The following is a 26,407-nucleotide window of genomic DNA, read 5'->3' as shown; positions in this document are numbered from 1 at the left end:
CAGCTTCAAGCTCCCTCTTGTTCTTCCTTTAGAATTTCCAGAATAAGAGAAGTCCCGGCCGATAACTGAATGATATCTTCTGACAAAAGTTTCACCTGCTCCCGGAGCACATGTATTTCATCGGTACCCTCCAGATATCGGGTGACAAAATGAAGGAAAACATCTACTTTTCTAAGCAGCATCAGCACTGGAATAGCTTCAATTTCTGCTTCAGAGAGACGGATATGGCGGCTGAAGCCCCGGCAAAAATCCCGGACTGCTGCCTTTTCCTCTGCATGCCCAAGCAGCCCGGACAGAATAACCGCCGGCTCCATCGCCCGGACATCGAAGGTGCAGAATTCAAAATCAAGCAGCGCGGCTACTTGCCGGTGATCGGTTGTTTCCACCAGCAGATTGGAAGCATTCAGGTCCCCATGTACCAATTGATGCGGCAGCTCTTGCAGTTCGGGCAGTGAACCAGCGATGTTGTCGTAAGCTTCATATAGCATGTTCAGCTCTGGAGCAAGATCTGCAAACGGTACTGGCAGCTTCAGACAGAGCTTATGGATTACTTCTGCGGTGCACAGTGGATAAGCCTGCCTCAGCTCATAATAAGGCTTGTACACCGGATCCAGCTCAAGATTGATGTCAGACAGCACAGTGGATAACCCACCCGCAGCTTGCCCGAAGGATTCGAAATATCCGTTCTCCTCTTCCGCCGGTGAATCTCCGTCTATATATTTGAACAGGCAGGCGAATTTGCCGTCCGCATCCTTCAGCTGAACTACTGTATCTCCATCCAGGGTGCATATAGGTACCGGTACTTTGAAAGGTAAATCTTGCCCTCCCAGTTTTTCCAGCACGGCATGCTCAAATTCGATTTTATCTCTGTCCCTGTGCGTATCATAGATGCGGAGTACGGCACGGTGAGTACTATTTTCCACAAAATAGGTTGTATTATTCCAGCCGCCGCTCCGCTTCCTTAGCGTTCCGCTCCAAGCCGGCCAGGCCTGGCTTATCATTTTCTCCATAGGCTTAAGCCCCTCTCTTAATTGTTTTGTAACGAATCTCCCGTAAGCGGGTCTTATATGTAAGGTGTTGAACATGTGGCCGATGTAGAACAAATCTACGAGCAGTATTTTCAGGTGAAAAATATTAATCAGTTCAAGGGCAATTGTAAAATCAGTGTCTGGTTATGTCAAATCGCCAAAAAACACTTACTTCACTGATCATGGGACTGCTGCTGGCAACCGCTGCCCTCAAAGCTAAGTTTGTGAACCGGAAATAGAATATTTGGAGCTTATCTTGAGGCTCCTCTGATTTTTCCGCTATAATAAATTTCATATTGATATACACAAAGGATGGGATACCTATGGACGCAACTGTTTCCAAACGATGGCTGCTGGCAAGGCTATATGAGCCAGAGCAGACGATTGTAGATTGCCGGTTTACGCTCGGTAAACCAGATGCTGGTCGGGAGTGTTATGAGCAGGAACATATTCCGGGTGCCATTTATCTCGATTTGGAACTGGATCTGTCCAGTCCGTTAGGGGAGCACGGCGGGCGCCACCCTCTACCCGACCCGGAGGTGCTTGCTGCACGACTAGCCAAACTCGGGATAGGCAACGATTCACGTGTTGTTGCCTACGATGATGAGAACGGAATGAACGCTGCTCGGCTCTGGTGGCTGCTTCGTTATCTGGGGCATGAACAGGTTTTCATTCTGGAAGGCGGATTCAGTGCCTGGAAAGCCGAGAAGTTCCCGGTCACGGATCATCAGCCGGTGCGCGTTCCGAGTACTTTTGTGCCAAAGGTCCAGGTCCAGATGCTGGCTGGCGTTGATGAGGTTCGCCGGATATCTGAACAGACGATTGATGCTGCAGTGCACGCTTCGTCTTCTGCTGCGGATTCTGCCCTTGCCCTCCCGATTCTAATCGACTCCCGTGCGAATGACCGCTATCAAGGCATGAATGAGACGCTGGACAAGACAGCCGGACATATTCCGGGAGCGGTTAATTTCTTCTGGAAAGAGACGCAGAATGCGGATGGAAGCTTCAAGAGCACTGAGCAGCTGCAGGAGCACTTTGCTGAGTTGGACAAAGATGCCGAGATCATCGTCTATTGCGGCTCCGGTGTAACCGCCTGCCCGAATGTACTGGCGCTGGAGAAGGCAGGTTACAAGAACGTGAAACTGTATGCCGGCAGCTGGAGCGACTGGATTAGCTATGAGCAGAATCCCGTGGCTACGGGAGAGGAATGAACAATGGCATAAGCATGCAAAAGCCCGCGCCGGGTTCTCGCCCGACGCGGGCTTTTTGTGCTGATTACCGCTACACTGGCGGTGCAACTTGTTTTCAAAAAACACGGATTCCCTGTGCTTTTCCAGCTATTCGCGCATGTTACAATGGCTGCACAGACTCAAGGCGCGTATTTGCTGACATCTACGGCCACATGCTCGAGCTTGGTTTTGCTTAACGAATGATAAGGAGCAAAGATGGTAACGTACCGGTCCTTCAAAGGGAACGTCAGCATGTCGGTACCGTTTACTTTATACCATTTACCCTTCACATTATTGGATTCAGGCAATGTGACTACGGTGCCTTTATAGCTGTGGGAATAATCGCGCGGGGACACGGAAACTCTCATGTATTTAAAGAAAAAGGTAACGCTGTCGCCGGCAACGCCTACTTTTGAGAAGGAATCGCCTGTGATCATCCGGGTAGGCACGTAGGCGGTTTCGAATCCGTAGAAAGAAGCAAAGGCTTGAATGATCTTTTTGTACTCAGCGGACGAATAAGGCACATCGCTCACCGTGAAGTTCAGCTTTTGGGAGGCTGCGACGGAATTCGAAGCGACAGACGCTGCCTGTCTTTCCGTATTACCGGCTGCCGAGGACGGCTGAGCCGATATTCCTGTGAAAAGTATGCTTGTGGCGATTGAAGCTGCGATCCATTGGGGGTGACGCATGTTTGATTCCTCTCCTTCGTGTCTTGTTTTCTTTGTTCGAGCTTATCTTAACAGCCGATTGTATCCATCTTGAAGCCGAATTGTATCCAAGTTGTAAATAAACGCAGCAGAATTTTCACTGAGTGCCAAGACCGCTTCCCCCAGGATCCGTCCCCCATTTGTCAGTCCCAGCTAAAGGCCGGGTCGGTTACCTTCCGCTACAGCTTGGTCAGCACATGCGCGCTCACAAAGTAATCCCTGTCTTCATTTTCGTCATGGACGAACTCCCACAGCAGCGAAAACCTTAATTCAACTTTATACAACCCCATAATTTGCGGATGAACGTGGACAAACGCCCCCGGCAGGCACAAGCCTTGTTTTGCCATCTCCGGCAGATGCCCGTATATCAGGTCCAAGTTTTCCCGGTGATTCCCTCCCGTCAGCTCCAAAGTCTTAAAAGCAGCCGGGCTGGTATAGCCGGTTGTTTTGATGTGCTGCAGCAGCAAAGTATCGGTTAAATGGACAATCAACCCTTCGGGTGCCAGGAGGCCTCGCAAAGATTGAAAGATATTGATATGGATCCGTTCTAGCAGCCGATCCAGCTGAGCGCTGAATTCTGGCGTATGAGTAACCTTGTTTTTCTTCCGGTAAAAGAAGGCGGAGATGAGCTGCGTCGTGAAGCATAAATTCATGACCACATCAAAAGGAGGGTGCAGCGGCGAGAAATCCACGTTGGGCAACAATTGGTCAACCTTTGCTTTCAAGTCATCCGGGGATGACACTTCCGTTCCTACTCCGGTCAAATCAATGATAGCACATTCGTATTTTTCCGGGTGCGCCGACTTGGCCAGAAAGCGGTCCAGCGCTTTTTCATCGATATCGACGATTGTGATCCGCTCAAATATTGACTCGATGTACGAAATGGGCACATCGTTTCCGTTCCCGGCCCCAAGCAGTAAAATATGCCCGCGCCCGCAGCGGTTATGTTCCAGCGTTTGCTCCAGAACTTGCTGAATCTGATCCCGGTAGCCCGCCCAGTGCTGCCAGTCATGCTGGGTCGAGTCATTTCGGAGGGTGTTGGCTTTGCGGAATCTGATGTAAGGCACTTTGACTTTTCTAGTAAATGGATTCATATCGTGATTCACCTTTTCTATCCAGAATGGAGCTTTACGGAGATTATATCGTTTATTGGGCTTATTATCACCCATCAGGACATGGATCATATAGGCAGCCTGGTGTAAATTCGGAATGAATTAAGGAACGTCTCACTGAAATTGCAGATGGATTAGGCTAAGTTCCGGTGGCTACTGGAAAAAAATAGTGATAAAGGCCAGCACAGTATGCGGGTTTTAGTGCGTAGCACGATGTATACAGGCTCAATGGATACCCGCCATTAACATTGTTTCCAGCATAATTTCTGCAATCTTCAGTACTCAGTCAAATATTATTGTAATTAATTGTTTGTGCATTCGTATAATCTATGGTATCAATTGTAAGACGAAGAACAAAATGCAAACTGGAGAGAGGTTTTTATGTGGGATCGCAAAGAAATAAAGCGAAGGGCTAAGGATGTACTCCGCACCTCGTGTCATTGGAATTGCATTTTATATCCTGATCGGTTCTCCTCTTAAAGTAGGTTCTTTGCGTTACTTCAAGCAATCTGCCGAGGGTGAAGTCCGTATGGGCAATATTGGCTATGCGTTTAACAAGGAACGGTATTGGGCTATAGTTCTAACCATGCTCTGGAGTGGTTTTTTGAATTTCTTATGGTTCCTGTTACTGATCATTCCAGGAATAATAAAATCCTATGCGTACAGTCAGGTACCTTACATCCTTGCAGGTAATCCGAACATCGGATATAAGCGTGCAGTAGAATTAAGCAGGCAAATGACTCACGGGCATAAATTCAACATGTTTGTGCTTGATTTGAGTTTTATCGGCTGGATTCTGCTTGGCCTGCTGGCACTCGGCATCAGTATCGTATCTGCTATTCATTCATACCAAAATGAAGCTGCTATAGCGTTAGGCTTCAAGTGCTGCAGCAGCTCCACTATCCTTGATTCATCTTCATTAGCACTCAGTTAGATTCACCAGCCCTTTCGCCCGCGATCTTCCATCGTTCTAATACACTCCCCTCAGCTTCCCGCTATTTCTGCAAATCAATTTGTATGTTGATTTGTCCTAGCAGGTCCCCCCGAATAGAATCCAGGACATGGCACTTATGAAGACAGGGTTCAACAACTTACGGTTATATGCGGGGAGCTGGAGCGACTGGATTAGCTACGGGTACAACCCCATAGCAACCGGAGATGAAGAAAAGCCGATAAACGTATAACAGTAAGCTAAGTCCAAATACAAAGCATGGTGAGATGACCTCCATTGCTCTGTATTTTTATGACTTCTAATCAACACGAAGTCAACACGCGGTTGCTGAAAGTACATACTGGCGGCATACCATACCGAACGCATACTCGTATCTCAAGTAATGTCTAATAGAAGGCCAGAATTTCTCGTTGGAGAGTTCTGGTCTATTTAAATATTAATTGATGGTATACCATTGGATGGTTCAAACTGACAACAAGTTTTCATTAGAAGTCAACGCATTAAACTTATGTGAGAGGATTCAACACGAAGTCAGCCATCATAGCGGTCGTTTAGAATTAATCGAGGTGAACCATACCACGAGTGCGAATGGGTTCAACAATCCGGCGTATTAGTGGCGTGGGCTTCCCCGCCACGAGATAGCGCTTGTTAATCGCTCTTGACCATGCCAACGACATGCAACCCGCGACGGATTACTTCTTGAATGAGCGGCGAATGCGTAAACCAACTATCCTTGAGTACGTAGGGTGCCGAAATGCCCGCTTGTATGGCTCGATCCAGCATGGCTGCGATCACGCGGAGCCGAACAAAGCGCTTCCTGAGGACGTTTGTAGCCATGACTGTGCTTGTCGATGCCCTCCATCATGCCGACCCCGGGAGAACTCATTCCTACTTGCCTTTAGCGCACGAATGAGTATGGTCTTCCGTACTTTCGACAACGTCGACCCCTCTGGTTTACTCTTTTCGAGGCTCAATCACTTTCAGGCCTACTATCTGACTGTCTACGCGTAATGTCTGAAATTGCTTCCAACCGTCCAAGACTCGCTATTGGTGGCTTTCTTTAGCCTTTCCAAACAGGATTTCCACCTGCTACACTCCACAACCTAGCTTGGTCGCACCGAAAGTTGAGCTATAAATTCTAGTGGTTCCTTCTTTAATATGTGTACTGTAAAGCGCTTTCATTTACATTATTATTGAGTTGTTATTTCTCGAAAGGAGGACATATTTCAGTAAAAATGTAAACGCTTTAACTAGGTTGCCAAATTTATCGACAGGGTGGTGGTACAAGAAAACCCTTGTGCCGCAAGCCTCGGCGAATGCCGGGAGGCTATATAATATTTATTTTGGGAGGGGAAGTAACACGATGAACAGACGGATTAAGCAGATTTTGATGTTAGTGCTTGCGGTTGTATTGTTTTTGCCGCAGTTTGGGATCGCGCAAAAGGCAAGTGCGGCAAGTACGAACGGAAATTATGTCTTAAAAGTTCAAACCACAGGCGGGAAACAGTGGGATGGCGTGCAAATACCTACAGGAGCAATCGGCTTAAACCTCATTGCCGGTACAACCTATACCTTCTCATATGATTTATACACCTCTGACCAAGATGTGGCAGGCATTATTCTACAAACTAGCGGCTACAACTGGATTAAAGACTCAGGAGCTTTAAGCGCGGCAAGCCCAGCTTGGAATTCCTATTCAGCGACGTATACTTATACAGACACAAGTGGCTCCAATATCCAGTATGTTAAAAAAGGTGATAGCGGAAATACGGATGCCAAGAATATAACTTACTACATCGACAACTTTGTTATTAAAGACGAGAGTGGCACTGTTGTTTACACAGCCAACTTTGACGACCAAACGGTTGGTCTCTTTACATCAAGTGGAGCGGCTACATTAACTACTGTAAATAATATTAGTGCTGCACCAACACCAACGATTAACCCGGATGTACTCACCTTACCAAGCATTAAGGATACGTACCCGGATTATTTGATGGGCAATATCATCGGCCCATATTACATGCAAGACTCAATCATGCCCGTCCTGAAAGCCCAGTTCGGCGTTGTGACGCCTGAGAACGCGATGAAGCCAGCTTCGCTGATCGGCACCAGTGCCTCTACGCATAACGTCGCGGATCTGAGCTTTACCGAAGCGGACACAGAGCTTCAGAGCGCGATCGACAATGGCCTAAAAATACATGGGCATACGCTCGTCTGGGAAGGGCAATCGATTCCATGGCTGAACAACGATAAGATCTCCAGCTCCGACTCGACTCCATCCAACCCAGGTCTGACCGCGGATGGGGCGTATGTGAACATGAACGCGTACATTAACTCTGTACTAACGCATTTTGACGACAAGTTCAACGCGAGCACGCAGAACATCATCTCGTGGGACGTCGTTAACGAAGCGATGGGGGGCACCGTCCGTGACAGCTCTCTTAGTCCGACAGACTGGCACAGCTACCTGAAATCCACCCCGTGGCTGAAGGCGACGGACGCGAACTACGTCGAACAGGCGTTCAAGTACGCCCGTGCGGCGGAGCCGAATTACAACGTTCTGTTGTACTACAACGACTATAGTATGGATGACCAGAATAAGGCCGCAGCAGTTCGCGACATGGTGAAAGACATTAATGACCGTTGGGCCTTGGATCACCCTGGCAAGCAGCTCATACAGGGTGTCGGCTTGCAAGAGCATAACGGCCTCGGCACCAACCCTAACAATCAGAGAAAGACGATACAGATGTTCAAGAATATCGGCGTCAAAGTTTCAATCAGCGAGCTGGACATCTCCGCAGGAACGAACAAACAGCAGACAACCGAGCAGGTAAAAGCCCAAGCCGCACAGTACGCGCGGTTGATGCAGGTTTATACCGATCCCAACTTCAAGGACACGGTGCAGCGCATCTCCATCTGGGGGCTGACAGACACCAACAGCTGGTTGTCTGAAGGCAGCCCGTTGCTGTTCGACGGCAACCTGTACCCGAAAGACGCGTTTTACGCTGTGATTGACCCGGCTAATTACCTTGCGAATTACCACGCTCCGACAAAGCCTGCTGGGGGCAAAACCTCAACAGCCGCGAAGGGAACGCCCAACATCGACGGCAAAATAGACGACATTTGGAATTCGACAACGCCTATCAATATCAATGTAACGCAAGCAGGTAACACGAAGGCGGATGCTCACATGCCGGCCGCTACCGCTCGCATGTTGTGGGACAACGCGAACCTGTACGTACTCGCGCAGGTGACCAAAGATCCGTCCGAACCGTTGGACAAGGGGAACGCAAACCCTTGGGAACAGGATTCAGTCGAAGTGGTTGTTGACCTGACGAACGGCTCCAGCGCCATGTACTCGAACGCTTCCGGACATTACCGCGTTCGGTATGACGGCTTTGCGTCGGTAGACGCAGGCATGACAGATAATCAGGGTATTGCAACGAAGATGACCTCTGCGACGGTCAACGAGGATACGTACTCCTACAACGTCGAGATGAAGATTCCGTTTATTCAAATTTCGCCCGCGATTGGCACTCAGATCGGCTTTGACACTCAGGTGAACGAAGCGATGAACGGTGCGCGCATTGGCGCGTACGCTTGGAACGACGCTAGCGGGACTTCTTATCAGGATCTATTCCAGATTGGCACATTGGAACTTGCGGCCGCACCGACTCCCACTACGACATCGGTAACCGGAGTTACGCTTGACCAATCGACCTTATCGCTGACAGCAGGGGGCACCGCTGCAACATTGACGGCAACAGTTCTACCGAACAACGCTTCGAACAAAGCTGTGACGTGGAGCTCCAGCGACTCGAGCGTTGCGACTGTGGACAACCATGGGTTTGTTACTCCTGTCAAAGCAGGAACTGCAACGATTACCGCAACGACTGTTGATAGCGGGTTTACAGCAACAAGCGTTGTAACAGTCAAAGCTGCGACGCCTACGCCTACGACCACGACTACGACTACGACTACGCCCACGACGCAGGGATCTGACATCACAGTTGATAAAAATCATATCACTGCAAAGGCTCATCCGGACAGCAACGGTACAGCTTCCGTAACCATCAGTTCGAGTGATTTCCATCAAGGAGTCAGTCAATCAACAGACAAATCCGTGACGATTCAAGTACAACCCGCTGCCGGCGTTAAAGAAGTTCAAGTCAACTTGCCGGCAGATCAAGTTCAAGCACTTTCGGATCAGATCCAATCGATCGTCATCGACACTGGTTTGGCAACTGTTACAATCGATCCGAAATTGCTGAAGCACAACGACGCGAGCGGTACCGGCAACGTTCAATTGTCCGTGGCCGTCGTAGACCCGGCGTCGCTGTCCGACGCAGCAAGGAGCCAAGTAGGCGGAAATACCGTCTACAATTTCAACTTAAGCATCAACGGCACAAAAATTTCGAAATTCACCGGAAATGACGTTAAAGTCAGCATGGGTTACACCCTGAAGCCGGGTGAAAATCCAAACAATGTCGTCGTCTATAACATCGATGATAACGGCAAGCTGGAAATCGTCAAAAATGGGAAGTACAAAACAGCGACGGGCAAAGTCGAATTTACTCCGAAGCACTTCAGCAAATACGTCGCCAAGGCCAATGCTTCCGCATTCAAAGACGTGAACAATGTACCTTGGGCGGTGGAAAGCATCCAAGCTCTCGAAGCGCGAGGTATTGTTGCAGGAGTTGAAACTGGAGCTTTCGCGCCGAACAATCAGGTTACCAGAGCCGAGTTCATCCAAATGCTGATGAATGCGCTTGATCTGAACAGCGATAAGACAAACAGCACCTTTACAGATGTGAAGGAAGGCACCTGGAATTATCAAGCAATTGCTTCGGCTCAACAGCTCGGTATCGTCAACGGAAAAGCGGACGGATCTTATGGCATCAACGATGCAATCAGCAGGCAGGAAATGGCCGCTATGCTGTATCGTGCCGCAGCGAAGGCAAATATCAAGCTGCAAAATACCGTTAATGAAATCAAGTTTGCCGATGATTCAAGCATTTCGGTCTATGCAGCACAAGCAATTAAAGCATTGCAACAAGCCGGAATTGTGAGCGGCATGGTGGACGGGACATTTGCCCCTGCCAGCAACGCAACGCGCGCTCAAGCAGCAGTTATCATTTACGGATTGTTTAAATTAATGTAAGTTCAGACATCGCAACAAAGAAGCCTTCCTCCCCATTGCCGCGGGGGGAAGGCTTCATTTATTAAAGTCCTTCATCATCTCTACACATCTCTCTCACTATAAAGTGATGTTTTCGCCTGTTTACCCGCTTTTTCTTAGTTTTTCAACCTTGACAGTTTGCGAGGTACTAGTAGAGAACGTAGTCTGCACCACGATTTTCCGTAAGAGCGTAGGCGGGGATAGAGCTTAGCATCGTTTCATTCCAAAACTGTGGATAGTTGATTATGATCGCATAGTGAATCCATTCGCCCTTGGGGTTTACCCTCCCATGTCACACTGGGTCTATGCCCTTACATTCATTCGTTCTATCTCTCAAGGGTGGATGACGGAGCCTTTGCCCCATCGGGACGTTTATTAAATATGTAAGTGATAACTTTAACTCTTGACTGATTTTCATCCTCTCTTATTTAAAAGATACAGATTCCAAAATCTAATCCGTTTCAGCCTTTGACTCATCATTTGTGTATGTAACAATGAAATTGAATGCATACTCATCAATCATTGTGCTGTAAACCTCTTGTGTTGTTACAACAGCATTTCCATAATCAACAGACCCTTTCAACAGGTACATCTTTTTTCCACCGACTCCCCAAGTAGTGAGCTTTTTATTAGCTCCCGATCCGGCGCTGACCCAAAGGTCCAGCAACCAGTTCTCTAGTGGGTTTGCCAGAAATCCTTTCTCGGATAAGGAAATTAAGTCCATGCGTGAATTTTTGGAGAATGTAGAGGGTAAAGACGCCGGATTCTTTTTCCTGAATTTGGGAGGATCTGTAAACCGTAAATCACCTAAATCAACAGCCTTCTTCTGGCGTAAAGCGAAATTTTATTTAGAGTGGAATAGCTCATGGATCAAGAAATTAAAGCTTGCACCGCGATGGCTGCGTATTATTGTATTTGAATTTGAATCTATATGTAGGGAGCTGGAGCGACTGGATTAGTTATGAGGAGAATCCGATGGCTACGGGGAATAGTTTACATGAAGTGCCCGCGTCCTGCGTGGGCTTTTTGTGCTAAAGAGCACCCTGCAAAATGTCAAGTCAATGCGGATTCAACCACAAGCGGAGAAAGATGATCCCGCATTAAATCCTCTCTTCCGGTCACACCTCCAAGACCAGCTTTATGCTGCCCCTTCAACCGTATAATAACAGACGAGCATGTTCTATGGATCGATGACCGGTATGTGGATTTGAAGCAAAACTTCCAGCGATGCTCATTCAACAGTTCACACTCTACTATTTGATTCTATGAAGCTTCCAAAATGCAAAATAGTATTTACATTGTGCAATACATAAGCTACAATCCTACCAACCAATAACTGGAAATGACAATTCCATTCGCCATTACTTTCAACCACATGGTTTTCAAAAAGTTGGCGTTTGCTGGCAAGCAACAGATCAACGTAAATGTTGTTCAAAACTAAGCGTATGTCGACCGAGGGGAGATCAAATTCATTTGAATATAGCCGTCAAGTTCATGCGAAAATTCAAAGACCGTAATACCCAGAATAAGCTAAAGGTCTATCGGGACAAAACGGAGCTCATTAGGAAACGGAATATGGAAGCCTGGGATGACGGGCGACTCCAAGAGGAATCCCTCCGGCTGCAAAAAGAAGCGCGGTCAGGTACACCTTTGGATGAGCTGCTTGTCGATGCTTATGCGTTAGTCTGCGAGGCAGCGAAGAGAAAGCTCGGATTACAGCCTTACGATGTCCAGATTATGGCTGCCATTGCTCTACATGAGAGATTTCTGATCGAGCAGCATACTGGTGAAGGAAAAACACTCTCTGCTGTTATGCCTGTATATCTAAATGCACTGACTGGAAAAGGCGTTCATGTGCTAACTTTAAACGATTATTTGGCTAAGCGGGATGCGGAGTGGATGGGCCCGGTCTATCGTTTCCTCGGGTTAACGGTAAGCTCTGTTCAAGCAGGTATGAGCCTGTACGAGAAACGGGAAGCATACGCCAAGGATATAACATATGTTACGGCTAAAGCAGCGGGATTCGATTACTTGCGCGATACAATTGCTCTAAGCGAAGCCTATACCGTGCATCGTCCTTTCCACTACGTCATCGTCGACGAAGCGGATTCGCTGCTTCTCGACGAAGCGCGGGTGCCGCTAGTCATCAGCGGCGATTCGGCCCCTTCCAGGAGCGACGGCTTTCGTTTCGCAGAAGTGGCTCGGCAGCTCAAGCAAGCAGAGCATTACGACTTCGACGAGTTCCAGCGGAATGTTTACTTAAATGAAGCAGGCGCTGCGGAAGCGGAATCACTGCTGGGATGCGGCAATTTATACGATAGCCACAACAGTCACTTGCTGACGTCATTAAATTGCGCGCTGCATGCGGAATCCATATTAAAAATAGACATCGATTATATCGTCCGGGACGGCAAAATCGAGCTAATTGAAGAATACACCGGCCGTGTGGCGGAGAACAGGTATTTGCCGGACGGGCTGCAAGCAGCGCTTACGGCCAAAGAGGGGCTGTACTCCACAACCAGCGGAAAAATCCTCGGGACGCTCACCATTCAACACTTCATCAGCCTGTATCCGCAGATTTGCGGGATGACGGCAACCGCACATGCTTCCGCATTGGACTTCGAAGATGTTTATGCGCTGCAGGTCGTGCAAATCCCGCCGAACCGGCCAAACATCCGGATCGACTATCCGCACAGGATCTATACCCATAAAGAAGCCAAGCTTAAGGCACTCGTACAAGAAATCTCATCCGTCCATCGAACGAGACGTCCAATTCTCATTGGTACGTCAAGCGTCGAAGAGTCTGCCATACTTGCTGAGGCGCTAGTGGCTGCTGGTGTACCTTGCCATGTTCTCAATGCGAAAAACGACGCAGAAGAAGCCGACATCATCGCCAAAGCGGGAGAAATCGGCGCAGTGACGGTGTCTACAAATATGGCGGGACGCGGCGTGGACATCCGGCTCGGCGGTGGCGACCCCGCGCAAGCAGAACTAGTCGCTAAGCTGGGCGGGTTATATGTGATTGGCACCCATGTGAACGAAAGTGTGCGGATCGACGACCAGTTGCGTGGGCGTTCCGGCCGTCAAGGTGACCCGGGAGCTTCTGTTATTTATGTAAGCATGGAGGACGAGTTACTGCTTCGCTTCGGCATCCATAAAGCGGTTCGCGATCCAAAGCAGGATAAGGCTCTTGAAGAACCATTACTCAGCAGCAAGATCACAAGTATTCAGCGTATTGTTATGGGCCAAAACTTCGATATCCACAAGGAATTGAACTGCTATTCAGATATGGTGGAGGATCAGAGGCGGCTTCTATACGAGGAGCGGCTCCGAATTCTGAAAGGTGAGAAACCGATGAGTCCTTCGGAGCAGCGAGTCAGACTTTTTTATATCGACGAGTTCTGGGCTGAACATCTTGCGTACATTTCTTACCTTCGCGAGAGCATCCATTTGGAGAGCCTTGCCAGCCGAAATCCGATCGACGAATTTCATGCGCAAATCACAGAAGCCTATGAGCAAATTCCTTTTAAAGTAAATAGTGCGTCGGAAAAAATGCTTGAAAGGCTCGGAGGTTCGAATGACCCGGCGGAGTGGGAAAAGCTCGGTTTGAAGAGCCCTGCCTCCACCAGGACTTATATTATCAACGATCAATACCTACAGAATAAGCGCAGCACATGGACCGGAACGACTGTATTTGCTTATTGGATCCGTATGATTATGAAGCCGGTATTCAAGCTGTCCAAATATTGAAGACTGAACCATTCTCAGAACAGAAAATGTTTTCCGAAGCGAAACGTTGACTCCGTGTTAACTTCGGGGCAGAAATAATACATCGCCAATGCATCTAAGCCGCTTGGAGATGTAATTAATAATTACGAACATTCCCTTCATAGCTATCCTGGTCACTCCAGCTTTTCCCCACAGTCATCTAACGCACAGCTTCGTCCCTTAGTTGAATCTCTGTTCAATGCTTAACAAGAGCTTTTAGTTAGTTGCGGATTAAAAAATAGTATAAAATACGAATAGATATAAACGTCCCGTGTTTGTTTCAAATTTGAATGGAAAGTAGTATTCAGCATGAATCTCTCATCGGTAAACAGCAAATATTCTGTTCAGAGAATCGTTGGTTTCAAACGGGAAAAGGATACTTTATCCCAGTGACCCGCGGTCTCAGATGCAAGCATTTGCGTGTTGCTGCATATCGGAAGGTGGTGCGATGAATGATTAGTAAGGATGGCATCCCCCATACGGGAACATTCGGACAGATTGATCAAATGTGGTTCAGGCTTCGAAGCATCACACAGAACAATAATCCCAAGGGAGAGTGGTCACTTCGGCTGCAATTTCTTGAATCGCATATGCTCCTGATTCCAATATTTGGCCGGGGTTGGATAACGGTAGATGGAAAATATGCTGAACTCAGAGCGGGATTTGTTTTTGTTTGCCTGCCAGGACAGTTGATCGAAGCCCGTCTAGAGGGTTCAGGAGACCAGAGGCTATACATTCTTCGGTTTGATGTATTTGGTCAGCGTGATCTGCCTGAAGATCACGAACAGACAAGCTCATCGGAGCTTATTATCCCCTTCCCCATGGAAGGAGAAGCAGCGATTGCATCAACTATTACTTACAGCAAACTCTGTGAGGCCATCGCCACTTCCATGGGAAGCATGAATCCCTTGCAGCGGCTGCATGCCCAGAGCGGCTTCTATGAGCTGCTGTATAATCTGCTGAGCGATGTCGGCCAGCTGCAGCTGAGCGATACAGACGCTGTGATGGAGCGGGTCAAGACATATATAGAACAACACTACCGTGAAGAGCTCACCATCCGTCTGCTGGCAGGCGAAGCAGGCACCAGCGAAAGGCATTTCATCAGACTGTTCAAGCAAAAATTTGGTCTCAGCGCCATTGAATACCTGACCGAATACCGGATCAGACAAGCAAGGAGCCTTATGCTGCCGCAAACGAATTATGAATTGAAGGATATCGCCGCTTACGTCGGTTATAAGGACATCCCTTATTTCAGGCACAAATTCAAGCAAATTACCGGTGTTGCTCCAGCAACATTCATGCGAAATGCCAAGCTGAAAATTGTTGCTTACCACGGCAGCCTGATTGGGGCACTGCTTACTTTGAATATTGTTCCCTGCGCAGCTCCGGCTGACCATCCTTGGACTGAATATTACCGCCGTAAATATGAGCCTGGTGCGGTACTTCCTCTTGCCCAAGATGACAATACCAGAATACAGCAGCTCGCCCTCCTCCATCCTGATTTTATTCTGGGGCTGGAGCAATCGCTAAGACCGGACATACAGCAGCAGCTTCAAGAGCTTGCCCCCACTTATCTCGTCTCCTGGCACCGAATGGACTGGCGGACGCAATTAAGATTCATTGGAAAATGCCTGGGCAAGGCAAAGGAAACGGCGGCATGGTTAGACAAATATGAGCGCAAAGCCGAGGCTGTCCGGGCGGACATAGATCATGAACTCGCCAAGGACAAGCTTCTTATTGCCCGAATATCCGGTCAGAAGATTACCGTGTTGTCTAATCGAAGCTTGGGTGAAGTGCTCTACGATGATCTGCATCTGCTCCCGGCGTCCGTTGTTAATCGCAAGCTTAGCCATCAGACATTGACGCTGGAAGAGCTGGGGTCTGCGGATGCGGACAGGCTCCTGTTGATTGTGGATGAGGATGTCCACTCGCAGGCCGTCTGGTCTGAGCTCCGAGACAAGGAGTCGTGGAAGCATCCTGATCCCGCCGGATATTCGCGTATTGACCATCTCCCTCCCTTCCCATGGACAGAGTATACATCGTTCACACAGGAGCTGATTCTCGACCTGGCGTTGTCTCTTTGGCGTAATCGAACATAAAATAATGGCGAGATTGTCAATAGTCGAATCTGGAAGATTGTTTTATACTCCTAACAGTGATATTGATTCTCACTCGCAAGTGAGATTTAAGGTATCGAAAATCAGGAGGTTACATAATAAATGATACAGATAAGAACAGGAATGGCGTTCTGTATGGCTATTGTGCTGGTATTGGTAATGGCAGCTTGCTCAAATAATAGTGGACAGGCCAAGATTGCCGCCACAACTGAATCGGACATTCGTGTAGTAAAAAGTGAAAAAGGCGAGATTAAGATCCCTGCCAATCCAACCAAAGTCATCGGACTCTCCGTAGTCTATCCGGAGTTTCTGCAAGCATTGGGCGTTACACCCATAGCAGTACAGAACTACCATACGGATCTACCAACCTATCTGCGAGAACCGCTCAAGGATACTCTTAAAATGGGCATTGCAGAAACCCCGAATTTTGAAATGATATTGGCCTCTGAACCAGATCTTATCCTTGCTCCCGTCTGGTGGTCTGACAAGGACTATGATCAGTTATCCGGGATCGCACCGACGGTTCTTCTGCCACAGCGCGATGACTGGCGTGATGAACTGAAGGATATAGGCGAGGTCCTGGGCAAGAAGGACATTGCAGAGAAGGTCATTCAAGATCTGGCAGCCCAGGAAGCTGAAGCCAAGCGGAAGCTTGATGATCTGGTTGGCAACGAAACCGTGTTGTATATGATGGTTATGCCCAACAGCCTCATCCTCTATGGGGATCAGATCGATCGCGGAAAGTTTATTCATACCACGCTTGGGCTGGAGATGATTCCGAACTTCCCCAAAGATCCGTCATTAACCATATCACTTGAGAAATTACCCGAGTATAATCCCGACCATCTCATTATTCAGCTGAATAATGAGGACAATGTTGAGGTTAAGCAAACCTATGAAGATATGCTGGAAAGTCCTCTGTGGAAGAACATGAATGCAGTCAAGAAGAATCAGGTGTATACGATGGCGGGCAAGGATTGGTTTAACGTGGGCATGTCTCCGCTGGCGAACCGCTATGCGATTGATTCGGTTCTCCAAGCCTTTGAGGGTAACTTGGAATAAAGGGGATTTAAGGATGTGCGAAACCGAAAAAATCCAATTGGGAGAACGTTTTTTCATCTATTCAGAGGCTGCGGAGAATGCGGTGGTTACTTTTTCTCTTACCGAATTATGTCTGCCTGCAAATGCTGAGCATTTGCTCAGAGCTTATGCTTCCATGCTCGGAACAGATGACAAGCGTATAGCAGCCGCCATCTTTTGCAGCTGGTACGCCGGAATTTGCGGGGCAAAATATACACTGCTCACGGCTGCACACCCGATGGCTCATGCCTTGTGTCTGAGCAACATGTCTGTACAGCTCATCCGCACTGAGGGGTTCCCCGAATTCGCCTTTCATGTCCATGAAAATCGGGACGGCCTCTGCCACAAAAGTGTTTCCGGGAATGAAGTATTAGATGAGCTTGGTTTGTTCTATAAGAATGATGTTAGACCGATTATTCTTGCTCTTGCCAAATCCGCACAGACTAAAGCAGTGATGCTATGGAAGCATATTTATAATCAGCTATATACCTATATGGAAGAGGAATCCCGGGATGCGGTAGATGACAGCACCCGCAACCTTATCATTAAGCAATTCAAATCCATCACCTGGGAACTCGAACCGGAGGTATTCGGACTTCGCGGCAATCCGTTCCGCATCATGCCCAAATTCAGAACAGACCCCAACCCTCCGCACAACACTATATCTATTAAGGCGACCTGCTGTCTGGCTTATCAGCTCAGAGAGGATCATGGATACTGCAGCAGCTGTCCTATACTGCCTCCGGAGTAAACGGAGCTACTGGTAAATAGTCAACAGAATGAGCCCGCGGCCCACGCGGGTTTTTTTGTGCGAATAGCATTTAATTGTTTCTTTTCGGCATAATCTATGGTATCTATTGTAAGTCAATGAACAAAATGCAAAACAAAGGGAGAGGTTATGATGTGGGATCGTAAGGAAATAAAGCGAAGGGCTAAGGATGTGCTCCGAACCTCGTATTGGAAGGCATTTGTGGTGAGCTTAATACTGGTTTTACTTGGAGAAGGCATAGGTATCCCAAGCTTAACTCAAAGAATGGGTTCCTCCTCACTTCGTTCAGAATGGTCCAACTCCGTTCATGACATCGATTGGGGGTTTTTAGGCCCCTTCCTTGTTATCGTATTATTCATAGTTGGCATATTTGCAGTAATTGGAATTGCATTTCATATCCTGATCGGTTCTCCTCTCACAGTAGGTTCATTGCGTTACTTCAAGCAGGCTGCCGAGGGTGAAGTCCGTATGGGCAATATCGGCTATGCGTTTAATATGGAACGGTATTGGGCTATAGTTCTAACTATGCTTTGGAGAGGTTTTTTGAATTTCTTATGGTTCCTGTTACTGATCATTCCAGGAATAGTAAAAGCCTATGCGTACAGTCAGGTTCCTTACATCCTTGCAGACAATCCGAATATCGGATATAACCGTGCAGTAGAATTAAGCAAGCAAATGACACAGGGACATAAGTTCCGCATGTTTGTGCTTGATCTGAGCTTTATTGGATGGATCCTGGTTGGCCTGCTGGCACTCGGCATCGGCGTCTTATTCGTTCAGCCCTACATCAATGCCACGAAGGCAGAGCTTTACTTGGATTTACGCCATACTGCACTTACATATAAAATGACAACAGAATATGAACTCCGGCTAGCACCAACACCCTATTTTTAGTATCGTATCCGCTAGATTGCTGCTGATGAATAGTCAACATGCAGAGCCCGCGCTTGGCGCGGGCTTTTTGTGCTGGGATTTACAGTTGTATAGGCAGGAATTTCGCAATCTCATCAAAAGCTCCTCTCCTCCAGAGCCTTTACAGACTCACGGACAAGAAGTTCCGGCGGAAAGCACACCGCTCGACCGGTTCCTCCGTTAAGCAGCATAATTAAACGGCCTCAGTCCCATTGAATTCAGGACTAAGGCCGCCTAAGGATCTTTTATTTACGCTGTCTACTTGACGGGGTGCAGTTCAGAACTGCCAGCTTAATTGTAGAATTGCCAGAATACAAGCAGTCCTACCAGAACAACAATCATCGCCCCAGGCAAAATGGCAGACCACTTGTCACGGGCAGTTGAAGCAGAACGCTTCTTCTTCCAGGATACCAACAGTGCTGCCAAGAACAATGCAGCCAGTCCAGTCAGACCATAGTTAACCAAAATCTGCGGATACACTTCGGCATAGGCACGCTCATTGTTGCTTAGCATCCGCAAAGCCAGAACTAGATTGTTCACCACAATGCCGGTGCCCGATAAGGTTAAGCCAGCCACCAGCTTTCGGTTGCCAGCACGAGAAGCAGGGTGCGTTCTGGCTCTCCGCTTGTTCAAGATCGTCTGAACCAGCAATACAATTGGGGCGATAATGAAATAGACGACGGCCAGCACCGCGAGCGCGGCACTCAAGAGCAGCACCGGCATCGATTTATCGGCAGGCAGCGGCAAATAATCAGTGGTATACACAGAGATCGCCTTTACCTTACCATCACTAACTGTTGCATGCAGCATGGGCCAGGCATCGAGCGCCGAGTCTCCGCTTACTTTCTCATAGAGATAAGGCTGAACCTGCTTATAGCTTCCGGTCATACCTGCAAGTGACACACGGAGCTGATCCGCTCCCTGCGGCTCAAGCTTCATCAGCGTGAGATAGGGGAATAGATTCATGAAGCCATGTCCAGGGCGGCGCGCAGCCACGAACTCACCTTGAACCGCTGACGCGTCCGGCAGATCGACTGCATCCGCCTGCTCACGCGTACCCACGATTGCTTTGGTCAGACCATGAACAATATTGGATTCGCTGGCCTGATTGGTCATAATTACGATCGCGAACCGGTCTTCAGGCACGATCTGCAGATTGGTGGCAAAGGCAATCGTATTCCCGCCGTGTCCTAGCGTCCGGTGCCGTCCGGGATATTCCCAGAATCCATGCGCATTGCCCGGCATTCCTTCAGCTGAGGCATAACTCTGGGTCAGCATCTTGCTCAGGGTCTCGGGCTTCTCGAACAGAAGGGATTGTTCTCCGGCTGCAGGCAGGAATGCCATCGCAAACTTAGCCAGATCTTCCGCAGTGCCGTTATTTCCGCCGTTGGGGTACATGGACATATAGTTCCATGATCCCTGCCTAAAGGACCCTTTTCCTTCAAAGAAATAACCCTTAGCTTTATGCTTCAGCAGCTCCGGGCGGTCCTCTATGACGGAATATGCCATGGAATTCTTCATGCCAAGGGGATCAAAAATATGCTGCTGAACGTATTCACGGTAGGGCTGACCGCTGATTCTCTCCACAATATACGCAGCCAGTGAGTTGCCATAGTTCGAATAGGCAACAGCCTCACCAGGTCTGTAAATCTGTGCCGGCTGGGCAAGCTGCAGTCCATCTTCCAGCGATCGCACTTCCTCAGGGGATTGATAAGCCATATCGAACATATACTCTTCGAATCCTGCATTGTGGTTCATGAGATTAAGCATCGTTATGGGATCATCATATTTCAGCTTGGTTAGGAAATTCTCCGGTAAATAGTTGCGAATATCTTCATTCAGATCAACTTTCCCTTGTTCTTCCAGCTGCATCACAGACGTCCATACGGTAAGCTTGCTGATCGAACCCCACTCCATTACCGTATCCGGCGAGACAGGGATCTTCTGCTCCACGTCGGCGTAGCCGTAACCCTTGGACAGAACCACCTGGCCGTCCTTCATCATAACTACAGACGCACCTACGGATTGTTGCCCTATGTATTCTTTTACATAATTGTCGACAAAATCTTCCAAACCGGCCAGCGGAATCCCGGAAGGGGTTGCCGCCTCTGCTCCCCCGCTAACTTTTTCCGCTGCAAATGCTGTGATACTACTGGACATAAGTAATAATATCGAGAACACAAGTATAAATCCCTTTCTTAACAATAAGACCTCTCCTTTAGTCGAGTAAATTCTAGTAGCTCTCCTATTCTAACAAGAATCTTCACACAAAACCGCATAATTATGTTAAAAGTAAAGCGACTTCAAGTCCTTCACACGTCCTCTACATGCAAAAAAGCGGCCCTCCTTACCGGAGAACCGCCACCTGCTTAACTCAAACTGTTATTTCCACTCATATCTACTTGACGGAGGTCCAAGACCGACTTGTTCCTCAGCTGACCTGGAACTGGTTCAATTCATCCTGTAGCTTTTTAGACAAAAGGCTGAGTTGCTGGGATAGTCCTGCAACCTGCTGAATGCTGTCCAGTTGCTCCTGAGTACTTGCACTAACCTCTTCTGTCGAAGCAGAATTCTCTTCTGTAGTCGAAGAGATTACTTCCAGTGCCTGTAGAATTTCTTCCTTGTGGTTATGAACAATGGAAGTATTATCGCTAATTTGAATCATGCGTAATTTCAAGCCTTCTAAATCCTTATTAATACTGAGGAACACCTGCTTCGTAGCTTCCACGGATTTCGCGGTTTCTTCAGCTATTTCAAGGCCCTGTGAAGTGTGTTCAACGGATGCGGTGGTTTTCTCCGCGATATCATGAACCTTTCTGGCTATCTCCTGTGTGGCCCGTGCGGTCTGTTCCGCCAACTTCCGAACCTCTCCTGCCACAACAGCAAACCCGCGGCCCTGTTCTCCCGCACGCGCTGCTTCGATGGACGCGTTAAGTGCTAACAGATTAGTTTGTGTGGCAATTTGATGTACCGTGTCTACGATGCTTGATATCTCATTACGGCTTAGATCAATATCTTGAATAGCAGACGAAATCGCCTGAGTGGAGTTGTGATTTTCTTCAGCCCATCTGGATAACTGGTCCAAAACGCCTAACCCGTGCCCGCTTTGGTCTGCAGAAGCTTGTACCATCATTTCTATTGCTTTGGCATCATTCGTGATTTCGTCGATTTGACCGGATAATGACCCGGTTTTGTGAAGAATCGTATCCGTTTCAATCGACTGATAATTGGTTGCGTTGGCAATCTCAGTAATGGCCAAAGCCGTATCGTTCATTGTTATTGCCGTCCGGGAAGAGATGGATTGCAGATCCTTGGAAGACTGATTCAATACCTCTGCGGAGGCGCCAACCATCTGAATCATATTTTGAATTTTTCGGACCATATTGAAGATTCCGATTGAAATTTGTCCAATTTCATTTTTAGAATTAGCATCGAACTGAACAGTCAAATCCCCATTTTCCACCCGCTTGATTTTGGTGAGAAGGATAGGTATGGATCTGAGCAGATAACGGAGTGTGATATATGAAAATAAAATGAGCAGGAACGCAGCTGCAGTGAATCCGATAATGGTAAGCCATGTGAAGTTCACTAATTCTGAGAGTACTTCACGCTTTGTAATGGTCAACCCCACAGACCATCCGGTATCTTTGCTTGTGGCGTACCCGATGTAACGGCTCTCTCCATTGTCGTTAATCAGTTCTACTCCGGATTCGCCAGCTAACATTTTCTTTCCGATCCTCCCCAGATCACCCGGGCTCTCGTTAATCTTTTCCTTTAATATTTTAGCCGGATCAGGGTGATACATAATATCCCCAGTTTTTGTGACCAGAATGGAATAACCTGTGCTGCCAAGCTTATAGCTCTGCATGATGGCAGGAATATCCTTAAACGCTATATCAACTACCACAAAACCGATAATCGCATTGTTGTCATCCTTAATCGGATAAAAAATACCCATCAACAAATCACCCGTAGTAATATCATTGTAAGGATCAGAGTAATACAAACCGTCTGCTGTGAGTGCAGGTTGATAGTACGGGCGTTGTGCTATATCAAAAGTAGGCTCGGATATACTGCCATCGTTCAGGATGTAAAAGCCTTTGCCGGTAGTACTTGCTACCCAAGCATCTGCAAAAGCGGGCTCTCCTTTCACAATGGCTGCTAATGTCTTTGTTACTTCAGCGGCATGTGGAGAAGTTTTGGCCATTCCAGGCGATTCAGTGGTTTCGAGATATTCTTTAAATATATTGTTCGTTGACATCTGTTTGACCAGTGAACCCTTTTCCTTAAATAGAGCATCGAATTCACTGACGAGAGCCTGTGTCTTGGTCCGAAGCATGGACTCTTGGTTCTCCACAAGTATACTTCGTGTACTAGAAAACATAAATGTTCCCAAGATGGAAAAGACGACAACGATAATAACTAACAGCACAATTGATAGAGTATTTGCAATACTTGATAAATTGAATCGTCTTTTCTTTATGATCTGTGACATTAGAACCCCCCATTTCACTTTTGTGTAATTAGCTCATAATTATATTTCGGATATTTGTCGATTGTTCGATAGAGTTGTTTTCGATAATGGATATTTTGAAGTGAAATTTTAAGGGTTACAGCATAAAAATGATATTAATGCAGTTCGTTTTATATTTTTCTGGGTGTATTTCCATTGCTTAGATGTTGGAATGCTAGACGCCTTTTACAATAGTGAATGGTTATAGACAAAACTAAACGGCCTTAGTCCCATTGAATTCAGGATTAAGGCCGCTTAACGATAAAATAATTATTTGTACGAATGGTTCAGTCCAATCCTAGCTTAGATTGCTTTCTCTGGTTTCTCTACTTCTACTCCATTGAGGATTAGGTGGGGGTGAATCTCTGCCTTGAGTGAATCAGAGACGGCACAGTACTTCTCCTCAGCCATCAGGATGGCTTTCCAGAGCCGGTAATCGGGGACATTCCCATCAATATGAAAAAACAGATCAATCGCAGTAAATCCAGAAGGATTCGCTTCCTTGCGGGTTCCATCTGCTTCAATCTCAAGTCGTGTGATTTCTGGCAGGAACCGATCCAGAATCATCGTGATATCGATGCCCATGCAGCCTCCCAACCCAGCCAGCAGTAATTCCATCGGAGTCATGCCTTCGCCGTTACCGCCGTATTTAGGAGTTGCATCCATCCCCACGGAATAGCCGGAAGGGCCTGTTGAATCAAACATCCGTTTACCTTTCCAAATGGTCGACACTTTCATTATATTTACCTTCTTCCTTAAATTTCGTTGATTTGACGCAAGAATCTGCGTGTCCGTTCCTCTTGGGGATCTTCAAAAAACCGCTGCGGAGCCGCTTCTTCGATAATATTACCATCTGCCATTAAAATGATTTTGGTCGCCACTTCACGGGCAAATTTCATCTCATGTGACACGACCAGCATCGTCATGCCCTCCTGAGCCAGCTCACGCATCACGCTCAGCACCTCACCCACAAGCTCAGGATCAAGCGCAGAAGTAGGTTCATCGAATAACATTACTGCGGGTTCCATAGCCAGAGAACGGGCAATCGCCACTCTTTGTTGCTGCCCGCCGGAGAGCCGGGAAGGATAATATTCTTCACGATCTGCCAGTCCAACACGGTCCAGAAGATTTCGGCCTATAGCTACAGCCTGTTCCTTCGGCAGCTTCTTCACGGTGATCAGACCTTCGATCACATTGCCGAGCGCTGTTTTGTGTGGATATAGATTAAATTGCTGGAACACCATCCCGCTCTGCTTGCGGATATTCCGGGTGGCCTGCTGACGCAAACGTCTGGAGGCAGTGGCATCAACCACAATCCCATTTACCTCAAAGCTGCCGCCTGAGATGTCCTCCAGACCATTTAAGCAGCGAAGCAATGTGCTTTTACCTGAACCGCTCGGTCCCAGAACGACGACTATATCCTGTGCTGCCACCTGTATATTAATGCCCTTCAGCACTTCATGATCCTGAAAATGCTTCGATAAGCCTGTAGTCGTTATCATGTTAACGTCATCTCCATGTTCAATAAGCTTTGGCTAATCTGCGTTCGAACCGCTCCAGGATGAAGGCCAGCCCCGTACTCATAATCCAATACATTATTCCGATGCCCAGATAAAAAGGCATATATTGATAGTATTGGGCAATGAGCAGCTGTGCTTGACGCAGCAGTTCGCTGACCGTGATCACCGACACGAGCGAGGTCTCCTTCAGCATACCAATGAACGTATTTCCCATAGGTGGAATAGCAATACGCATGGCCTGCGGCAGCACAATTCTGCGCATCGCCTGCCATGGCGTCATTCCGGTTGAATATGCAGCCTCCAGTTGTCCCTTCGGAACCGACAGAATGGCTCCACGAAACGTCTCAGACAAGTAAGCCCCGGCATTTACACTGAGCGCAATATAGGCTGCTGTCAGGGAACCAAGCGTAATCCCATAATCTACAAGCCCATAATATATGATCACAATCTGTACAAGGAGCGGTGTCCCGCGGATGATCGATACGTAGAAACGGGCAATCCACCGAATCGGCGGATTCCCTTTGAGACGGGCGATTGCCACCACTAGTCCGATGATCAGACCGAAGAACATAGAGACAATCGTCAACAGTAAAGTGTAACCGGCGCCCTTCAGCAAGAAGGGCAGATTGTCGAATACGAGTTGCATAGATACTACCCCCTTCCCGCCATAGGGCGCACGCTCCAACATTTATTTTGCAGGTGTCTCATTGAACCATTTCTGAAAAATAGTGTCGTATGTGCCGTCTGCCTTCATATCTGCCAAGGCTTTATTCATGGCATCCCGAAGCTCTGCATTATCCTTGCGGAGAGCTACACCCGCCATATCGGATTTGATCGGTTCGCCCACCGCTTTAATCTGAAAGCCATTCTCATCCACAATCGGCTTCAAGGCATACAGATTATTAATGGTCGCATCAATCCGTCCTGCATCCAGATCCTTCAGTGAGGTAATGACATCATCATACGTCTTGATCTTGAAATCACCTACTTTTGGCAGCACTTCGGTACGAAGGTAGGTTTCATCGTTTGTTCCGAGCCCCACCCCAATCGTTTTCCCTTTGAAGTCTTCCAGCTTCGTGATATCTGTATTTTTGGTATTGACGATGATTTTGACATTGTTCGTGATGTAAGAATCCGTGAAATCAATTTGCTTCTTACGTTCATCAGTTATCGTAACCTGGCTAATCACGATGTCGAATTTCTTCGCTTGCAGACTTGGGATCAGCCCGGAGAAATCCTGAGTCGTGAATTCCGCTGTCACTCCAAGACGTTTGGCAATTTCCTTGGCGATATCAGGGTCAAAGCCATCTACTTCTTTCTTATCATTCAAAAAGGTATACGGCGGATAGGTTCCCATTGTACCGACCTTGATCACACCTGCTTTTTTAATTTGTTCCAGTTCATTCGATGCCGTAGTTCCCGAATCTGATTTACCGCCGCAAGCGCTTAGAACCAGACCGAACACAGCCAGCGCTGTTATTGTAACCATAGCAAATTTACGTTTTATCATTATTGTTT

The 26,407-nt window shown here is 47.6% G+C and carries 19 protein-coding genes and 2 pseudogenes; 10 read left to right on the top strand and 11 right to left on the bottom strand.

Annotated elements, in window-relative coordinates; translation table 11 throughout:
- Window positions 1–5: 5 nt before the first annotated feature.
- Window positions 6–1,010, bottom strand: coding sequence for a phosphotransferase (locus ACTJKB_RS20430; RefSeq protein ID WP_440836211.1), 1,005 nt, complete (start codon window positions 1,008–1,010; stop codon window positions 6–8).
- Between the two features lie 341 nt (window positions 1,011–1,351).
- Here ACTJKB_RS20430 and ACTJKB_RS20425 point away from each other — a divergent pair, with 341 nt between their 5' ends.
- A complete protein-coding gene (locus ACTJKB_RS20425) occupies window positions 1,352–2,239 on the top strand; it encodes a sulfurtransferase (RefSeq protein WP_440836210.1) in 888 nt (295 codons plus the stop codon).
- 158 nt (window positions 2,240–2,397) lie between these two features.
- On the opposite strand, the gene ACTJKB_RS20420 is transcribed toward ACTJKB_RS20425, so the two are convergent.
- Both ACTJKB_RS20420 and ACTJKB_RS20415 read right to left on the bottom strand, forming a co-directional pair.
- Window positions 2,398–2,946: a hypothetical protein gene (locus tag ACTJKB_RS20420; RefSeq protein ID WP_440836209.1), complete on the bottom strand. Its 549-nt coding sequence runs from the start codon at window positions 2,944–2,946 to the stop codon at window positions 2,398–2,400.
- Window positions 2,947–3,143: 197 nt separating this feature from the next.
- A complete protein-coding gene (locus ACTJKB_RS20415) occupies window positions 3,144–4,058 on the bottom strand; it encodes a hypothetical protein (RefSeq protein WP_440836208.1) in 915 nt (304 codons plus the stop codon).
- Window positions 4,059–4,494: 436 nt separating this feature from the next.
- Between ACTJKB_RS20415 and ACTJKB_RS20410 the strand changes: the two genes are divergently transcribed.
- Window positions 4,495–5,010, top strand: coding sequence for a DUF975 family protein (locus ACTJKB_RS20410; protein WP_440836207.1), 516 nt, complete (start codon window positions 4,495–4,497; stop codon window positions 5,008–5,010).
- A 127-nt stretch (window positions 5,011–5,137) separates the two neighbouring features.
- Window positions 5,138–5,260, top strand: a pseudogene (locus tag ACTJKB_RS20405) (sulfurtransferase); the annotation flags it as partial.
- Window positions 5,261–5,651: 391 nt separating this feature from the next.
- On the opposite strand, the pseudogene ACTJKB_RS20400 reads toward ACTJKB_RS20405, so the two are convergent.
- Window positions 5,652–5,896 (bottom strand): annotated as a pseudogene (locus ACTJKB_RS20400) (transposase); the annotation flags it as partial.
- A gap of 495 nt (window positions 5,897–6,391) precedes the next feature.
- On the opposite strand from ACTJKB_RS20400, the gene ACTJKB_RS20395 reads away from it, so the two are divergent.
- Complete coding sequence (locus ACTJKB_RS20395) at window positions 6,392–10,192, top strand: endo-1,4-beta-xylanase (protein WP_440836206.1); 3,801 nt, start codon at window positions 6,392–6,394, stop codon at window positions 10,190–10,192.
- Between the two features lie 469 nt (window positions 10,193–10,661).
- Here ACTJKB_RS20395 and ACTJKB_RS20390 read toward each other — a convergent pair whose 3' ends face one another.
- Window positions 10,662–10,934, bottom strand: a complete 273-nt coding sequence (locus tag ACTJKB_RS20390) for a hypothetical protein (protein ID WP_440836205.1) — start codon at window positions 10,932–10,934, stop codon at window positions 10,662–10,664.
- On the opposite strand from ACTJKB_RS20390, the gene ACTJKB_RS20385 reads away from it, so the two are divergent.
- The 6 genes from ACTJKB_RS20385 to ACTJKB_RS20360 all read left to right on the top strand — a co-directional run bounded on the left by ACTJKB_RS20385 (window position 10,933) and on the right by ACTJKB_RS20360 (window position 18,838).
- Window positions 10,933–11,169, top strand: a complete 237-nt coding sequence (locus ACTJKB_RS20385; RefSeq protein WP_440836204.1) for a hypothetical protein — start codon at window positions 10,933–10,935, stop codon at window positions 11,167–11,169. The genes ACTJKB_RS20390 and ACTJKB_RS20385 overlap by 2 nt on opposite strands.
- 514 nt (window positions 11,170–11,683) lie before the next feature.
- A complete protein-coding gene (locus tag ACTJKB_RS20380) occupies window positions 11,684–13,960 on the top strand; it encodes a preprotein translocase subunit SecA (protein WP_440836203.1) in 2,277 nt (758 codons plus the stop codon).
- A 470-nt stretch (window positions 13,961–14,430) separates the two neighbouring features.
- Window positions 14,431–16,077, top strand: coding sequence for a helix-turn-helix domain-containing protein (locus tag ACTJKB_RS20375; RefSeq protein ID WP_440836202.1), 1,647 nt, complete (start codon window positions 14,431–14,433; stop codon window positions 16,075–16,077).
- A 120-nt stretch (window positions 16,078–16,197) separates the two neighbouring features.
- On the top strand, window positions 16,198–17,157 hold the full coding sequence (locus ACTJKB_RS20370; protein WP_440836201.1) for an ABC transporter substrate-binding protein: 960 nt from the start codon (window positions 16,198–16,200) through the stop codon (window positions 17,155–17,157).
- Window positions 17,158–17,170: 13 nt separating this feature from the next.
- A complete protein-coding gene (locus ACTJKB_RS20365; RefSeq protein ID WP_440836200.1) occupies window positions 17,171–17,926 on the top strand; it encodes a (2Fe-2S)-binding protein in 756 nt (251 codons plus the stop codon).
- 222 nt (window positions 17,927–18,148) lie between these two features.
- Window positions 18,149–18,838, top strand: coding sequence for a DUF975 family protein (locus tag ACTJKB_RS20360; protein ID WP_440836199.1), 690 nt, complete (start codon window positions 18,149–18,151; stop codon window positions 18,836–18,838).
- A 309-nt stretch (window positions 18,839–19,147) separates the two neighbouring features.
- Here ACTJKB_RS20360 and ACTJKB_RS20355 read toward each other — a convergent pair whose 3' ends face one another.
- The 6 genes from ACTJKB_RS20355 to ACTJKB_RS20330 form a co-directional block, all read right to left on the bottom strand.
- Window positions 19,148–21,016 carry a serine hydrolase domain-containing protein gene (locus tag ACTJKB_RS20355; protein WP_440836198.1) on the bottom strand — a complete coding sequence of 623 codons (1,869 nt, stop codon included), beginning with the start codon at window positions 21,014–21,016 and terminating at the stop codon, window positions 19,148–19,150.
- Window positions 21,017–21,287: 271 nt separating this feature from the next.
- Window positions 21,288–23,351 carry a methyl-accepting chemotaxis protein gene (locus ACTJKB_RS20350; protein WP_440836197.1) on the bottom strand — a complete coding sequence of 688 codons (2,064 nt, stop codon included), beginning with the start codon at window positions 23,349–23,351 and terminating at the stop codon, window positions 21,288–21,290.
- Window positions 23,352–23,672: 321 nt separating this feature from the next.
- On the bottom strand, window positions 23,673–24,107 hold the full coding sequence (locus ACTJKB_RS20345; protein ID WP_440836196.1) for an OsmC family protein: 435 nt from the start codon (window positions 24,105–24,107) through the stop codon (window positions 23,673–23,675).
- A gap of 17 nt (window positions 24,108–24,124) precedes the next feature.
- Window positions 24,125–24,871, bottom strand: a complete 747-nt coding sequence (locus ACTJKB_RS20340; protein ID WP_440836195.1) for an amino acid ABC transporter ATP-binding protein — start codon at window positions 24,869–24,871, stop codon at window positions 24,125–24,127.
- A 19-nt stretch (window positions 24,872–24,890) separates the two neighbouring features.
- On the bottom strand, window positions 24,891–25,535 hold the full coding sequence (locus ACTJKB_RS20335) for an amino acid ABC transporter permease (protein ID WP_440836194.1): 645 nt from the start codon (window positions 25,533–25,535) through the stop codon (window positions 24,891–24,893).
- 42 nt (window positions 25,536–25,577) lie between these two features.
- Window positions 25,578–26,399, bottom strand: a complete 822-nt coding sequence (locus ACTJKB_RS20330) for a substrate-binding periplasmic protein (protein ID WP_440836193.1) — start codon at window positions 26,397–26,399, stop codon at window positions 25,578–25,580.
- Window positions 26,400–26,407: the final 8 nt, after the last annotated feature.

The sequence above is a fragment of the Paenibacillus sp. 22594 genome (assembly GCF_052044425.1).
Lineage (GTDB): Bacteria > Bacillota > Bacilli > Paenibacillales > Paenibacillaceae > Paenibacillus_AQ.
The sequence above is the reverse complement of the archived record's forward strand: the minus strand, read 5'-3'. Positions and strand labels throughout refer to the sequence as shown.